This window comes from Paractinoplanes pyxinae, from assembly GCF_026626335.1.
Classification (GTDB): Bacteria; Actinomycetota; Actinomycetes; order Mycobacteriales; family Micromonosporaceae; genus Actinoplanes; species Actinoplanes pyxinae.
Genome location: NZ_JAPNTZ010000026.1, coordinates 44,840 through 58,994 on the forward strand (window position 1 = coordinate 44,840; position 14,155 = coordinate 58,994).

15 protein-coding genes are annotated in these 14,155 nt (G+C 70.7%); 9 read left to right on the forward strand and 6 right to left on the reverse strand.

What is annotated here, in order from left to right; translation table 11 throughout:
* The first annotated feature begins 113 nt into the window (after positions 1-113).
* The gene (locus OWR29_RS46160; RefSeq protein WP_267570053.1) at positions 114-953 is read left to right on the forward strand and encodes a helix-turn-helix domain-containing protein; all 840 of its coding nucleotides are present in this window, start codon (positions 114-116) and stop codon (positions 951-953) included.
* Positions 954-1,019: 66 nt separating this feature from the next.
* Positions 1,020-1,601 (forward strand): dihydrofolate reductase family protein, encoded by a 582-nt coding sequence (locus OWR29_RS46165; protein ID WP_267570054.1) that lies wholly within the window; start codon positions 1,020-1,022, stop codon positions 1,599-1,601.
* Positions 1,602-2,070: 469 nt separating this feature from the next.
* On the opposite strand, the gene OWR29_RS46170 is transcribed toward OWR29_RS46165, so the two are convergent.
* From OWR29_RS46170 to OWR29_RS46180, 3 genes are all read right to left on the reverse strand, one after another.
* On the reverse strand, positions 2,071-4,815 hold the full coding sequence (locus OWR29_RS46170; protein ID WP_267570055.1) for a peroxidase family protein: 2,745 nt from the start codon (positions 4,813-4,815) through the stop codon (positions 2,071-2,073).
* A gap of 98 nt (positions 4,816-4,913) precedes the next feature.
* Positions 4,914-5,765: a hypothetical protein gene (locus OWR29_RS46175; RefSeq protein ID WP_267570056.1), complete on the reverse strand. Its 852-nt coding sequence runs from the start codon at positions 5,763-5,765 to the stop codon at positions 4,914-4,916.
* On the reverse strand, positions 5,762-5,953 hold the full coding sequence (locus OWR29_RS46180) for a hypothetical protein (RefSeq protein WP_267570057.1): 192 nt from the start codon (positions 5,951-5,953) through the stop codon (positions 5,762-5,764). Before OWR29_RS46180 ends, OWR29_RS46175 begins: the two co-directional genes overlap by 4 nt.
* Before the next feature lie 140 nt (positions 5,954-6,093).
* Between OWR29_RS46180 and OWR29_RS46185 the strand changes: the two genes are divergently transcribed.
* Both OWR29_RS46185 and OWR29_RS46190 read left to right on the forward strand, forming a co-directional pair.
* Positions 6,094-6,294 (forward strand): hypothetical protein, encoded by a 201-nt coding sequence (locus tag OWR29_RS46185; protein ID WP_267570058.1) that lies wholly within the window; start codon positions 6,094-6,096, stop codon positions 6,292-6,294.
* A gap of 325 nt (positions 6,295-6,619) precedes the next feature.
* Complete coding sequence (locus tag OWR29_RS46190) at positions 6,620-7,381, forward strand: hypothetical protein (protein WP_267570059.1); 762 nt, start codon at positions 6,620-6,622, stop codon at positions 7,379-7,381.
* Positions 7,382-7,430: 49 nt separating this feature from the next.
* Here the strand turns inward: OWR29_RS46190 and OWR29_RS46195 are convergent, their stop codons facing one another.
* A complete protein-coding gene (locus OWR29_RS46195; RefSeq protein WP_267570060.1) occupies positions 7,431-8,420 on the reverse strand; it encodes a LacI family DNA-binding transcriptional regulator in 990 nt (329 codons plus the stop codon).
* 95 nt (positions 8,421-8,515) lie between these two features.
* On the opposite strand from OWR29_RS46195, the gene OWR29_RS46200 reads away from it, so the two are divergent.
* On the forward strand, positions 8,516-9,502 hold the full coding sequence (locus OWR29_RS46200) for a Gfo/Idh/MocA family oxidoreductase (RefSeq protein ID WP_267570061.1): 987 nt from the start codon (positions 8,516-8,518) through the stop codon (positions 9,500-9,502).
* Positions 9,499-10,272, forward strand: coding sequence for a TIM barrel protein (locus OWR29_RS46205; protein WP_267570062.1), 774 nt, complete (start codon positions 9,499-9,501; stop codon positions 10,270-10,272). Before OWR29_RS46200 ends, OWR29_RS46205 begins: the two co-directional genes overlap by 4 nt.
* On the opposite strand, the gene OWR29_RS46210 is transcribed toward OWR29_RS46205, so the two are convergent.
* Positions 10,259-11,008: a (2Fe-2S)-binding protein gene (locus OWR29_RS46210; protein ID WP_267570063.1), complete on the reverse strand. Its 750-nt coding sequence runs from the start codon at positions 11,006-11,008 to the stop codon at positions 10,259-10,261. The genes OWR29_RS46205 and OWR29_RS46210 overlap by 14 nt on opposite strands.
* A gap of 33 nt (positions 11,009-11,041) precedes the next feature.
* Positions 11,042-11,782 (reverse strand): SDR family oxidoreductase, encoded by a 741-nt coding sequence (locus OWR29_RS46215; RefSeq protein ID WP_267570064.1) that lies wholly within the window; start codon positions 11,780-11,782, stop codon positions 11,042-11,044.
* A 120-nt stretch (positions 11,783-11,902) separates the two neighbouring features.
* Between OWR29_RS46215 and OWR29_RS46220 the strand changes: the two genes are divergently transcribed.
* From OWR29_RS46220 to OWR29_RS46230, 3 genes are all read left to right on the forward strand, one after another.
* Positions 11,903-12,817 (forward strand): alpha/beta fold hydrolase, encoded by a 915-nt coding sequence (locus tag OWR29_RS46220; protein WP_267570065.1) that lies wholly within the window; start codon positions 11,903-11,905, stop codon positions 12,815-12,817.
* 69 nt (positions 12,818-12,886) lie between these two features.
* Positions 12,887-13,273: an SPW repeat domain-containing protein gene (locus OWR29_RS46225; RefSeq protein WP_267570066.1), complete on the forward strand. Its 387-nt coding sequence runs from the start codon at positions 12,887-12,889 to the stop codon at positions 13,271-13,273.
* Between the two features lie 68 nt (positions 13,274-13,341).
* Complete coding sequence (locus tag OWR29_RS46230; protein ID WP_267570067.1) at positions 13,342-14,154, forward strand: NmrA family NAD(P)-binding protein; 813 nt, start codon at positions 13,342-13,344, stop codon at positions 14,152-14,154.
* The last annotated feature ends 1 nt before the right edge of the window (position 14,155 follow it).

A 14,155-nucleotide genomic window follows, 5' to 3' on the forward strand; every position in this document is an offset into this window, starting at 1 on the left:
GGTTGTGCAACTCAGCTTCACAACGCAGGTTGTGCAATCCAGCTTCACAACGCTGGTTGTGCAACGACGATCCCGGCGCGCGGGATTGGCGAGGCGTCGGCGATGCTGGGGACGTGGAGTACGTGTCCCGAGTGCCGCGACCACCGCTGGACGGGCTGATCGACGACCTCTACTACCTGGAGGGCACGCCGCCCTATGCCCGGCTGATGCTGCCGCCGGTGCCGGCAGCCCTGCTCATCGTCAATCTCGGCCCGCCGTTCCACATCCGCGCCGGCGTCGACCTCGAGGCGACCGAGTACGCCGACGGCTGCGTCGTGACCGTGCCCACCCGCGCGTGGGAGTTCAGCTACCCGCCCCGAACCCGGTCCGTCGGCGTGCATTTCAAAGCGTGGGGCACAGCGCCGTTCCTGCCGATGCCAGCGGCCGAGCTGTGCGACCACCCGGTCACTATCGAACAGGCGTGGGGCCGGCCCGCCGCGGTCGAACTGCAGGACCGCCTGGCCACCGCGGACGGCCCCCACGCGATGTTGAGGCTGCTGGAGGACGAACTCAGGCGACGACTGTGCGAGACCCCCGGCCTGGGACTGGTCCGCCACACGACCAGCGTCATCGAGGCGACCGGCGGTGCGGTACCGATCGGCGACCTGAGCGCCGCCGCCGGCGTCAGCAACACGCACCTGGCCCAGCGGTTCAAGGAGCTCGTCGGCGTCACCCCGAAGCGCCTGGCCCGCATCCAGCGCTTCGCCACCACACTGCTGGCCCTCGACTTCGCCGGACCGGTCGACTGGGCCGAGGTCGCCGGTGCCGCCGGCTATTTCGACCAAGCCCACTTCGGCCACGAACTGCGGGCCTTCACCGGCCTCACCCCGACCCGCTACGCCGAGGTCCGCCGCCAGTTCCTGCGCGAACATCCCGGCAACGTGCTGGACAGCTGGCCCCTGCCCGCCGATTGATTTCTTACAAGACCCACGGCCCGCAACCCGCTAACTTGAGGCCACCACAACGCAGAGGAGAGCCCCGTGGGCAAGGTGGTCCTGTACAGCTCGGTGTCGGTCGACGGTTTCATCGCCGACGAGAACGACCAGCCCGGCCCCCTGTTCGACTGGCTGACCAGCGGCGACGTCCCCTTGGACGACAGCGGCTTCCTCAAGGTGTCGCAACCTTCCCACGACTACACCCGCACATACTGGAACCAGATAGGCGTCACCATCGCCGGCCGCCACGTCTTCGACCTCACGGACGGCTGGGACGGCAAGCCTCCCAGCAACGTCGACCACGTAGTCGTGGTGACCCATCGCCCCCCACCCGACAACTGGAACCCCGAAGCCCCCTTCCACTTCGTCAACGGCGTAGAAGCAGCCGTAGCCAAAGCACAAACCCTGGCCGGCGACCGCATCGTAGAAATAGCCGCCGGCAACGTAGGCGGCCAGGCCCTGGCCGCCGGCCTGGTAGACGAGGTCCGCATGGACGTAGTCCCCGTAGTCCTAGGCGCCGGCAAACGCTTCTTCGGCCCCCTACAGTCCCAACACCTACTGGAAGACTCCGCCGAAGTAATCCACGGCAACCGCGTCCTACACCTGCGCTACCAAGTACGCCGCTGACCACCACACCGAATTACTGTCGCTGAACTGACCCCTGCCGACCCGAGCTGTGGCAGCCGCCCGGGGTGACGTCACTGGGTTATGGCCGCGGGATGCAGCGCGACTGTTGCTGCGTGACTGGGCTTCGTCGTGCAGTCGCCAGCCCAGCCACTTCCCTCGTAGATAGCTCGTCCACCCAGAAGCGCAACCGGCACGGTGCGAACGCGAAACCAGCCACCCAGGCCGGCCCGGGTGACAGACCCGCCCAGCTTCGTCCCCATCGCGGCAGCCAGACCACCAACCCGCACGGGCTCATCAAGCGAAACCATGCAACCAGAGAAGCGCCGACCACAACAAAGCCGCAGCCGAAAACCCGGCAAGGCCGGGGACGAGGGCGATCACGCAAAGCATAGAGACGGTTTCAAAGCTTGCGTGATCGCCCTCGTCCCCGGCCGTCAACCGCAAGAAATCCGCGGTTTTTACAACCCCCTCACCAAGGCTTGAACGCATTCTCCGGAACAGACGACAACTCAGGACAATGCCGCTGAATCAACGAACGGAAAGACGAAGAAGAAACCCAATCCAACCCGAACTGCGTATAAACCTCAGCCCGATAATCCACAGTCAAGAACCGGTCACTCTGCAACCGCCGCGAAGCCATGAGGATGAACACCCTGAACGCAGTATCAGAGAACGCGAACCCCTCCGGCGGCGTCTCCGAGAACAACCCGACCATTGTGTCAACTTCATCAACACTTCGATAAACGGCTCGAAGCCGCCTCACCGTCTCGGGATCATCGCTCATCTCTTCCCAGCGCTTGACCCGAGGCATATGCAACGCCGCCCGGAAGTCGTTGTAGCGCGGCACTCCCCGGCGCCGCGTACGCACCAGGTCCACCACCGACAGGTCAATCATCTCCCCTTCACGCTCCAGGTTCAGCAACGCCCGCGGGTAGTTGTGGAGTGTGATCGCCCCCGGATGAGCCCGGCCGAACGAGTGGAGGACGCTGCTCAACCCCATCGCCCGGAGTTCGTCATCCGCCCGATCCCCCTGCAGATCAGCGAAACTCCGGTCGCCCAACACCTCGCCACCAACGCTGCTGAACGTGTAGTCGTCCGGGATGAGCGGGTGCATCCGGTACACCGTCACGAAGTCCTCGGTCAGCGAGAACGGCGTCCCATGGTGGTCCGGTGTCGTATGCGGAATGCCTCGTAACGCGTTCGCATCGGTCAGCCACAACCCGGCCCGGCTCAGCCAGTCTTTCGCCGGCACCCCGTTCCAATTCACATTCATGGCCCGCTCGAGCACGTTCGTGGCAAGCATCGCCGGCGTCCACTCGACGGTGTGAATCTTCGCTATCAGCGCCGCCACAATCAGCCGGGCCGTCTGATACAGCCGCTCGTCATCCCAATCCGGGTTGCGTTCTTTCAATTCGTCACACAGCAGATTGTGTTCCCGGGCGAACAGCGTGTGCATCCCGCTCAGCCCCAGCCACCAGGCCTCGCTGAACCCCGTGACTTCCGCGCCTCGCACATCGACCGGCAGATAGCCCGACGGCGTAAGCCTGATCTTCGCGCCCTCCCGCAGCGAATCGGCCTTCTCTTTGTTCGTGCCGTAAACTTCCGACCCGTCCCACCAATGCGACGCCACATTGCCGAACAGCCCCACATTGCCGCCGATGCGCATTTCTGCTTCGAGCGGCCCGTCCGGCGTATTCGCCCAGCCCGGCACATCCGCCGGCAACGGCACGCGCACATCGTCGACGCCGAGCGGGTGCCGTGCGTGCACCACCCAGTCGTGCACCTGGAACTGAATCCACGCCGCGGCCAGTACATTCAATGAAGTCGCAGGCTTGAATTCTTCGCGGTGCAGCAGTTCCCGGCTGACTGTTATCGGGTTGGGTTCGTTGTCAAGGTCGGCCCGGCGGTCGGCGGGCACGTTACGCCCGAACGCCGATCCGACCGCCCCCATGGCCGGCTCCGACAAGTCGTTGAACCGGCCTTCATGCGTACGGAATTCTCTTAGCTCTTCCGATATCGGCGCCGGCACTTTCCGTACGCGTGGGGGCGCCTCTCTCGTCTCGGTGTCGATGAGATTCTGCCTCCGCAACACATCCCGGAGCGCCGCCAAATTCAACAGCGCCAGCGCATCAGGCAGCCGGTGCCACGGCCGGATCCGGTTGACGGCCCCGAAAATCGTCCGCATGGCTGCCCCCGCCACGCGATTCCGCGCCGGCACTTCGGTCAGCCAGCGCTCCCGATCCCGATGGGCCGCACTGGCGTCGTACGCGGCCTTGCGCGCCCGATTCAGGTTCCCCAGCGGCCGGAATTCCTCGGTCGTGTTCCACGGGTTGAAGCGCAGCCCATGCACGTACGGGTTGTCGCACGAACCGGCCCGGATGGTGAGCACCGCTATCGGCTCGGGCGGGGCTCCCGCCGTGCGCCAATCGACCGCCGCGTCCTCGATCGGGGTCGTTTCCGCATCGCGGAAACGCTGCACGCACAACTCGAACCGCACGTCACCACGGGCGAGCCGGTCCTCCATCTCGGACGTGAGGAAGTCGGGCCCGTCCCGCTCGCCGCCTTCCGGCGCTTCCGGCTCCGGCCGCAGCAGATACTGCACGGCCTGGGCGCCGCCCCACGTGATCGGGGTGCGGCTCCAGTACGTCTCGGTGGCCACGCTGGTGATGCGGCGCCGAGCGGCGACCACGTTCCGCACGATGCGCGCCGTCTCGCCCGGCCCCAGCGTGAACGCCAGCTTGACCAGCCCGGTGTACCGGCCCACTCCGCCGCCCGCCGTGGCCACCGCGAACTCGGCGAACTGGCGCGCGTCGCGGGCGTGGGACACCGGCGCGTTGGTCATCAACAGGTCGTGCTGCTCGTCCTCGGACACCGTGATCCGCAGGGCCGCGCCGCGCAGGTCGGGTTCACGGTCGTCGAGCAGGCGCCCCTCGGCGTTGCTGAAGCGGACCGACGTGCGGTACACCGCGCCCGGCTGCGCGAACCCGGCGCGCAGGTCGGCCGGCAGATCGTCGGAGAAGCGCAGCAGGGCGTCGTCCACCGCGTACGTGCCCTTGGCCTGGAAGCCCGCGACGACCGGCGAGCCCGGGCCGGGGCGGTTCTTCAGCTGGGTCAGCATGATCTGCCGGGCCACCCGCTCGAAGACCCGCCGCTCCGCCTCGGGCGACCCGCCCAGATACGCCTCGCGCCACCGCGGCTTGATCACCGTTGTCATCCGCGCGCCTCCACTTCGGAGTGCCGCACGGCGGGCTGCTCCCGATCGCGCGGGCCACCAGAAACCCTAGTGGCGCCGCGCAACGGAGAACTGTCGCTTTACTTACCCGTCAGCTTTTCGAGGTCGACGACGTCCTTGGCGGCCGGCGCCACGATGTCCGCGAACTCCGCCCCGAACTCGGTGAAGTCGAGACCGCCCTCGGCCGCGTCCTTGCTCTCGATGCGCAGCGGGTAGGGCTCGCCGGTGGTGGCGATGTAGAGGGTGCCGCCGTCCTTCGAGTTGTCGACCAGGCCGATCGCCGGCTTGCCGTTGACGTCCTTGGCCTTGCCCTTCGTGACCTTGCCGTCGGCGTCGAGCATCGAGTCGATGTCGGAGAAGCCGAACATGTCGGCGGTGTCCTTGTCGCCCGCCTTGACGATCACCCAGCGGTCGCCGATCAGCTGGGCCATCTGCTCGCCCTGGCCCTTGCCGCCGCCGCTCATGGCCCAGAAAGCGGCGTCGGGCCGGATGTAGCGCTTGCCGCCGACCTCGAGCAGTTCGACGCTGGGGCCGCCCATCGACAGCTTGCCCTTGACCTTGGTGCCGTCGGTCTTGAAGTCGAGACCCATCTTGTCGCCGTCGGTGACGATGTCACCCTTCATGCGGAACGAGCCGGCCTTCTTGAGCGCGGCCTTCGCCTTGTCCAGGATCGCCTCCGCCTCGAGCGCCTCGACGCCGTTGCCGGCGGGCGCGGCCGACGTGGCCGGCGCGGCGGTGGTGGCCTGCGCGGCGGGCGCGGCCGGGTCGGCGTCGTCGTTCTGACCGGCGCAGCCGCCGGCCAGCAGGGCCGCCGACGCCAGCGCGACCACCGCGCCGCTGTACTTGACCTTCATGATGCTTTCCCCCGAATGACTCGCCCCGATCGACTCGTGCCTATCGGTGGCGGCGACGAAGGTATCAGCGCGGCTCAAGCGGGTTCCGGCACCCCTCCCGGTTCCGGCGAGGGCTCGACGTCGGGCTCCACGATCGGCTCGACCGGCGCCGGCGGCAGCGGGTCCGGGCTGCCCGGCTCCAGCTCACCCGGGTCGTCCGGGATGGGCGCGCCCGGGTCGAGGGGCGGGTACTTGTCCGGGTCGGTGGGCAGGTTCTGTACCGGCATGGCGTCTCCTTTGTCGCTTTCCGCCGACCTACCCTCAAGATCGCCGGCCGAAACCCAGTCCCAGTTCCGCCGTACGAGGTCACGCCCCCCGCGGTGTGGCGCGGCGAGCAATCGACGGAGCCTCCGGCTATGGTGTACGCATGGTGATGGCGGCAGTGCTGACGGCGATCTTGATGATCGTCGCTGCCGTTGCCGTCGTTGCCCGCCGCCCCGTGCCGCCCGCGCCGACGCTGCTCGCCTCCAAGGCCCAGCCGCCCGCCGCCGACCGCACAGCCGGCCTCATCCCGCAGTTCGTCGCGGGCCCCCGCGGTTCCCGCGCGCCGCCGGCCGCGACAGTCTGACCGTCACCTTCCCGACGGTCGCAGCCCCACCGGCCCGACCGCCGATCCCTGGCGCTCGCAGCGTGGCCCGGCCGCCTCTTCCGACGGCCCCCACCCACCCGGCCTGACCGTCATCCACCGGTCACGACCCTCCCGATCGACCGTCACCCCCTCCGCAGTCGCCAGGTTCCCTGTCCGACCACCGGAGGACCAACGGTCGCACCTCCTGCCCTATCCGACCGCCGCAGCACAGCGGTCGCCAGCCTCCCGGCCCGGCCGTCGGATCAACGACGGCCACCGCCAGACCCGCACCCGCATCGCGAAGGAACGGACGGACGGACTCGACATGAACGTGGTCGCTGAAATGCTGCTGAGCGAGCCGGCTCCCATGGCCATCTGGGCGACGCTGATGCTGCTCACCTTCCCGGCCCTGCTCGTTCTGGGCAGCCCCGAGACGATGCGCCGCCCCCGCCGCGCGGCCCGGGAGTTCGTCGCCGCCCTGCGCGGCCGCAGCGCCGAGTTGCAGCGCCGGACCGAGGAGGCCGCCGAGTCGGCCCGCTTCGCCGACGAGATCCAGGTTGCCGCCGACCGGGCCGACACCGGCGCCCGGCGCTGGCAGGAGGCCTGGGAGCGGTCCGAGCAGGAGCTGAACGACGCCTACACGGCCTGGCTGGAGGCCGACGCCCGCCTGCGCACCGCCACCTCGGCCGCCGCCTGGGGCACGCCGTGGTCGGTGCGCACCTGCGAGGAGTACGCGGCCCGCCAGCGCTACCTGCACCGCGAGGTCACCGCCGCCGCCGAGCGGGGCGAACTCCCGGCCGACGCGGTCGCCGACGCCCTGGCCGAGCGGGCCGGCTGGGACGCCCGCCTGCACCCGGTCGAGCAGCACCTGGTCATCACCCGCGCCTCGGTGGCCTGGCTGCGCGAGCGCTACGAGCGCGCGGTCGTCGCCGAGCGCCAGGCCTGGCACGACGCCGACGCGGCCCGCCGCGCCGCCGGCAGCCTCCGCCACGAGGCCATCGTCGCCGCCACGCTCGTTATCCCCGCACCCCAGGGCCGCACCCTCACCCCGGCCCGCCGCCGCGCCGTCGCCGTGCCCGCCATGTGATCCCAGCCCGGCGGCGCAGAAGTGCCGCCAACAACCACGGTGTGAGCACCTAGGCCGGCGGCGCGGTAGTGCCGCGGACGACCAAGTGCGGCGGGACGATGATCTCGCGGCGGGTGATCGGCTCGTTCTGCACGCGGGCGATGGCCCGGGTCAAGGCGGAGCGGGTCATCGTGGTGACGTCCTGGGCGACTGTGGTCAGGTTGATGTGGGCCAGGCGGGCCAGGCTGCTGTCGTCGTAGCCGACCATGCTGAGCTCGTCCGGCACAGCGATTCCGTTGCGGGACAACACGTCCAGGACGCCGGTGGCGCAGCGGTCATTGAACACTGTCACCGCGGTCGGCGGGTCGGCGAGCAGGGCCCGGGCCGCCGCGGCGCCCTCGGATTCGGTGAGGCCGCCGGGGAGGATGCGGCCGGTCAGGCCGTGGCGATCCATCGCGGCCCGGTAGCCGCGTCGGCGTTCGGCGGCGCCGGGGGCGCGGCCGCCGTCGATGTGGGCGATAGCAGTGTGGCCGAGGCCGGCCAGGTGGTCGACGGCCAGCCCGGAGCCCTCGGCGTCGGCGCTCCGGACGACGTCGACGCCGGTGTGCCGTACGGGACGCGCCAAGGACACCACCGGCATGCGGCCCGACAGCCGCGCCAGGCTCGCCGCCGACGAGTGCGGGCCCAGCAGGATCAGCGCCTCGCAGCGGTCCTGCAGCAGGCCGGCGATCGCCTCGGCCTCGTCGCGGTCGGCGGTCACCGCGCTCAGCGCCAGCTCGTAGCCGGTTTCCCGGGCGGCCGTGTAGAGGCCGGTGACCAGGTCGGCGTGGAACGGGTGCTGGATGCCGAAGACGACGCCGAGCAGCCGGCTGCGACCGCTGCGCAGCAGGCGGGCCCGACTGTCCGGCTGGTAGCCGAGCTGGCCGGCCGCCTCGAGCACCCGCCGGCGGGTCTCGGCGCCGGCCCCGGGCTCGTCCCGCATGACCAGCGAGACCAGGGACTTCGAGACCCCGGCCCGCTCGGCCACGTCGGTCAGCGTGGGCCTGCGTTCGTCGCGCACCCCGACAGCGTAATCGCATCATCTGGAACGTTCCAGCTCGAGTCTTGACCGGCCGTGCTGCTGCCTGGAACGTTCCAGGGCAAGGAGGCGACGACATGGTGGGTGTAGCGCTGATCGGGTCCGGGCGGATGGGCCTGTTCCACGGTGAGACCTTGAGCCGGCGGCTGCCCGGCGTGCGGCTGGTCGCGGTGGCCGATCCGGTCCCGGGAGCAGCCGCGAAGCTGGGCGCGGAACGCGAATACACGGACCCCGAACAGGTCTGGACCGATTCCGATGTGGACGCTGTGGTCATCGCCGCGCCGGCCCGCTTCCATGCCGGCCTGGCGGTGGCGGCGGCCCGGGCCGGCAAGCACATCTTCTGCGAGAAGCCGATGGCCACCACGCTGGCCGACGCCGACCGGGTCATCGACGCCACCCGCGCGGCCGGGGTCGTGCTGCAGGTGGGCTTCAACCGGCGGTTCGCGCCCGACTGGGCGGCCGCCCGCGCTCTGATCGACAGCGGGCAGGTCGGCACGCCGCGGCTGCTGCGCTCGCTCACCCGCGACCCCGGCGGCTTCGACCCGGCGCGGGTCGCGCCCGGCACCATCTTCCTCGAGACGCTGATCCACGACTTCGACACGCTGCGGTTCCTCAACCCCGGCTCCGAGGCCGTCCAGGTGCACGCCTTCGCCGACGCGCTGGTCGAACCGGAATGGCGCGACCGCGGGCTGCTCGACACCGCCGTGGTCACGGTGCGGTTCGGCAACGGCGCGGTCGGCACGGCTGAGGCCTGCTTCGAGGCGAGCTACGGCTACGACGTACGCGGGGAAGTTCTTGGTTCGGGTGGCATGCTCGCCATGGGCGACGGCCGGCGCACCGGGATGACCTTCTCCGGCCCGGACGGCCGGGTCGTCGAGACCGCGCGCGGCGACCAGGAGCTGTTCGCCGGGGCGTACATCGCCGAACTGGCCGCTTTCACCGACGCCGTGCGCGCGGGCACGCCGCCCCGGGTGACCGGCGAGGACGCCCGCGCCGCACTGGCCATCGCCTTGGCCGCGGGCGAGTCCGCGCGTACGGGAAAAGTGACTGAGGTGGCGAAGTGAGGCTGGCCGTCTGCGCGGAGATGGTATTTCTGGACCGGCCGATCGAGGAGCGGATCCGGCGGATCGACGAGCTCGGCTTCGAGGCGGAGATCTGGGGCTGGGCCACGAAGGATCTGGACGCGCTGGCCAAGACGGGCGCGACCATCTCGTCGATGACCGGGTATCTGACCGGCACGCTGGCCGACCCGGACGGCGCCCGGGAGTTGCTGCGCACGGCACGGCTGTCGCTCGAGGCGGCCGAACGACTGGACTGCGCCCGGCTCAACCTGCACGGCACCGGCCTCGACGAGCGCGGCCTGCCCGTGGTGCCCGCCGCCGAGGTGACCCCGGCCATGTGGCTGACTGCCGCCCGCACGCTCGAACGCCTGGCCGACCTCGGTGAGCAGGCCGGCCGGGTCTTCACGCTGGAGAACCTCAACACCGCGGTCGACCACCCGGGCGTGCCGTTCGCCCGCGCCTCGGACACGATCGCCCTGGTCGAGGCGGTCGGCCGCCCGCATCTGCGGCTCAACCTCGACCTGTACCACGCGCAGATCGGCGAGGGGAACCTGATCGAGCTGGTCGAACGGGCCCTCCCCCTGATCGGCGAGATCCAGGTCGCCGACGTGCCCGGCCGGCGCGAGCCGGGCACCGGCGAGATCCACTACCCGGCCGTCGCGGCGGCCCTGCGGCGGCTCGGCTACCAGGGTGTCGTCGGCCTCGAGGCGTGGGCTTCAGGGTCGCCGGACGAGGCGCTGGCCCGGTTCCGGGACGCCTTCACCCAAGATTGACCTGGACCGGGGTGAAGCAGCAGTCCGTGCAGATTCGCGGCTCGGGCAGGGTGAAAGCCAGGCAACAGGTGCGCCGGCGCACCGTGACCAGGCCGGTCGGGTCGGCGCTCCACTCGACCAGGCTCTCCAGACCGAGCGCGCCCAGCAACGTCCCGACCTCCCGCGCCGAGGCGCCCGGGACGGCCCGGACGGCGTGGCGGGCGGCGTGTGCGATGCCGGCAGCCAGCGAGCCGAGCATCGGCCGCCGGCCCACCCGCACCTCTCGCTGCAGGGCCGCCAGCAGCGGCTGGACGTGTTCGCCGACCAACACCCGGCGTACCTCGCCCAGCAAGGCGGTCTCGTCGGGCACGACGGAGATCCCGGGCCCGGCCAGCGGGTCGGAGGCCAGCACCGCGGCCGGGGTGGCGGTGCGCAGGCCGAGCCGGACCGGGCCGCTGTCGAGCCGGATCAGGACGTCGGCGGCGGCCACCCGCGGCACGCGACGGGCGGCCACCCAGCTGAACGCGACCGGCAGGGACAGCCAGTACGAGTAGGCCTTCCACATCAGAGCGGCCGCGACGTGCGGCGGCGCCGGCCAGTGCCGTTTCGCGGCCTCCAGCAGCAGCCCGACGTCGCCGTCGGCCGGCTGCCAGCCCGCCGGGTCGGTGACCACCAGGCCGGGGGCCAGGCCGGCCAGCCGCGTGGTGCCGAAGGCGCCCCTGATCGCGGCCAGCACCGGCCCGGCGTTCTCGTCCACCCCTGACCTATACCCGCCCGGCGCATCCCGACGCTACGAAGCCGACCACTCCTCGAACGTCGTCCGGCCGATCCGGGCCTCCCCCAGCGGGACCAGCGAGTCGCGCACGATGGGCACGCCGAAGTAGCCGGCTGCGGGATCCTCTTTGACGGGACGCTCGTCGCCCTGGGCGGCCAGCACCGGCCCGACGAACCGGGCGAAGGACGCCCGCTCGGGTCCCGCGATCTCGGCCACTCCGCCGGCCGGCTCGCCGGTGACCACGTCGGCCAGGGCGCCGGCGACGTCGGCGGCGGCGATCGGCTGCAGGTCGGCGGCGGGCAGGACGATGACCCCGCCCTGGGCCATGCCGGCGCCGATGGTGGTCAGATTCTCGAAGAACTGCGTGGCCCGTACGATCGTGTAGGGCCGTCCCGACTCGGCGACCAGCCGTTCCTGCGCCGCCTTGGCGTTCAGGTAGCCGGGGTGCGAGAGCCGGTCCACCCCGACGATCGACAGCACGATGTGGTGCCTCACCCCGGCCGCCCGTCCCGCCTCCAGCAGCGTGCGGGTCGAAGTGGTGAAAAAGTTCATGATCACATCCGGCTCGAACGTCATGCGGTTGGTCACGTCGACCACCGCGTCGGCCCCTTCCAGCGCCTCGGCCACGCCCTGCCCGGTGATCGTGTCGACCCCCGTCTCAAGCGCGGCCGGCACCACGTCATGCCCCTTCGGGCGCAGCAACTCGACGACCTTCGACCCGATGAGGCCGGTCCCCCCGGCAACGACGATGCGCACTGAACTCAACTCCCAACTCGGACAACTAATATCCGCGAACGTATCGAGCCGGGGCGGCGACATAATCCGTCGTCCTACTGCATCTGTCACATCCGGCGCGTGCCGGCGGTCCTTGGTGTCATGAGTGACAAGCGGATGAGCGTGCGGCACGTCACGACCGACGTGCTCGATGTCGCGTACCACGAGGCGGGGCCGGTCGACGGGCCGCCCGTGCTGTTGCTGCACGGTTTCCCGTACGACATCCACAGCTACGCCGAGGTCGCGCCCGCACTGGCCGGCTCCGGCCACCGGGTGATCGTGCCCTACCTGCGCGGGCACGGGCCGACCCGGTTCCTCAGCCCGGACACCCCACGCTCGGGTCAGCAGGCCGCGCTGGGGGCCGACGCGCTGGCCCTGATGGACGCGCTCGGCATCGAGCGGGCCGTCCTGGCCGGGTACGACTGGGGTGGCCGGGCGGCGTGCGTCGCGGCGGCCCTGCACCCGGAGCGGGTGGCCGGGATCGTGTCGGTCAACAGCTACCTGATCCAGGACATCGCGCTCGCCGATCAGCCGCTGCGGCCCGATCTGGAGGCCGGCTTCTGGTACTTCTTCTACTTCCTGACCGAGCGCGGGCGGGCCGGCCTCACCGCCGACGCCCGGGGCATCGCCGAGGTGATCTGGCGCCGCAACTCACCGAAGTGGACGTTCGGCCCGGCCGAGCTCGACCGGGCGGCCGAGGCCTTCCTGAACCCCGACTACGTCGATGTGGTCCTGCATTCGTACCGGCATCGCTTAGGACACGCCCCGGGCGCCCCCGCCTACGCGCGAGACGAGGCCGCGCTGGCCGCCACTCCGCCGATCACCGTGCCCGCCGTGACGCTGGACGGCACGGCCGACGGCAACTTCCCGGCCACCGACGGCAGCCCGAGCGCCCTTCACTTCACCGGCCCGCGCGTGCATCATCAGGTGGCGGACGCCGGTCACAACCTGCCCCAGGAAGCGCCGGCCGCCTTCGCCGGCGCCGTCCGCGAGGTGACTGTCATGCGACTGTCATGAGTTCGCGGGTCCTTTGCCACTCCGCCCGCCGACGGTGGAGTGAAGGGCCTGATGAGAGAGGGTGATGACATGCCGGCGGAAGAGGCCGTGGGATCGCGGGTGGCTCGCCGGCTGAGCCACGACATCGTCCTCACGCCGAGCGCGTTCGTGCTGCTCGGCGGCATCTGGCTGGTGATCACGCCGGTCGTCATCGACCACGGCGTCTACCCGTGGTGGAACGACGTCATCGCCGGGGCGCTGCTGATCGGGCTCAGCGTGGCCCAGGTGGTCCGGCCCGGCCGGTCCCGGCGGCTGAGCGCGCTGGCCGCGTTGACCGGGGTGTGGATGATCGCGGCGCCCTTCCTGTTCGGCTATCACGAGCAGCACGGGGTGGCGTGGAGCGGCATGCTCGTCGGAGCCCTGGTGGCTTTCCTGTCGATCGTGAACGCGGTGACGGCGCGCCCGCCCCGGCGCTGAGCGTCCGGCTTATGCGGTTGCGCCTCTGAGCCATTCACCGTCTCATCGTGCGCCGCTGTACTGGGGGCATGACACTTCTGATCGGCGGAACCGGCAAGACCGGACGGCGGGTCGCCGACCGCCTCCTCCAGCGCAACATCGACGTACGGGTGGCCTCGCGCCGCAGCAAGACCCGGTTCGACTGGGACGACGAGTCGAGCTGGGCGCCCGCGCTCGACGGGCAGAAGGCCGCCTACATCACCTTCTATCCCGACCTCGGCCTGCCCGGCGCGGCCGACAAGGTCGGCGCCTTCGCCGATCTGGCCGCCAAGAACGGCGTCGAGCAGCTGGTGCTGCTGTCCGGGCGCGGCGAACCGCTGGCTCAGGAGGCCGAGCAGCGGGTGAAGGACGCCGGCACGGGCTGGACGATCGTCACGTGCAGCTGGTTCGCCCAGAACTTCAGCGAGGACTTCCTGGTCGACGCCGTGGTGAGCGGCGACATCCGGCTGCCCGCGGGTGACGTGGCCGAGCCGTTCGTCGACGCCGAGGACATCGCCGACGTGGTGGCCGACGCCCTGACCGACCCGGATCATCAGGGCGCGCACTACGAGCTGACCGGGCCCCGGGCGCTGACCTTCACCGAGGTCGCGGCCGAGCTGAGCAGGGCCAGCGGCCGCGAGATCCGCTACACGGCGATCAGCCACGAGGAGTACGAGGACGTGCTGCGCGCGGCCGGCCTGCCGGTCGAGCTGGGCGACATGTTCCGCGGCATCCTGGACGGCCGCAACGCCCAGCCGGCCGACGGCGTGCGGCAGGCGCTGGGCCGTCCGGCGCGCGATTTCTCCGAGTACGCGGCGCGCGCCGCCGCCACCGGAGTCTGGAGCGTGCCCCAAGTACGGTAGG

What these genes read in the sequence shown, in the direction of transcription:
- OWR29_RS46170 (WP_267570055.1), bottom strand. Translation starts at nt 4,815, where the DNA reads ATGACAACGGTGATCAAGCCGCGGTGGCGCGAGGCGTATCTGGGCGGG.
- OWR29_RS46180 (WP_267570057.1), bottom strand. Translation starts at nt 5,953, where the DNA reads ATGCCGGTACAGAACCTGCCCACCGACCCGGACAAGTACCCGCCCCTC.
- OWR29_RS46185 (WP_267570058.1), top strand. Translation starts at nt 6,094, where the DNA reads ATGGTGATGGCGGCAGTGCTGACGGCGATCTTGATGATCGTCGCTGCC.
- OWR29_RS46190 (WP_267570059.1), top strand. Translation starts at nt 6,620, where the DNA reads ATGAACGTGGTCGCTGAAATGCTGCTGAGCGAGCCGGCTCCCATGGCC.
- OWR29_RS46200 (WP_267570061.1), top strand. Translation starts at nt 8,516, where the DNA reads ATGGTGGGTGTAGCGCTGATCGGGTCCGGGCGGATGGGCCTGTTCCAC.
- OWR29_RS46220 (WP_267570065.1), top strand. Translation starts at nt 11,903, where the DNA reads ATGAGTGACAAGCGGATGAGCGTGCGGCACGTCACGACCGACGTGCTC.
- OWR29_RS46225 (WP_267570066.1), top strand. Translation starts at nt 12,887, where the DNA reads ATGCCGGCGGAAGAGGCCGTGGGATCGCGGGTGGCTCGCCGGCTGAGC.
- OWR29_RS46230 (WP_267570067.1), top strand. Translation starts at nt 13,342, where the DNA reads ATGACACTTCTGATCGGCGGAACCGGCAAGACCGGACGGCGGGTCGCC.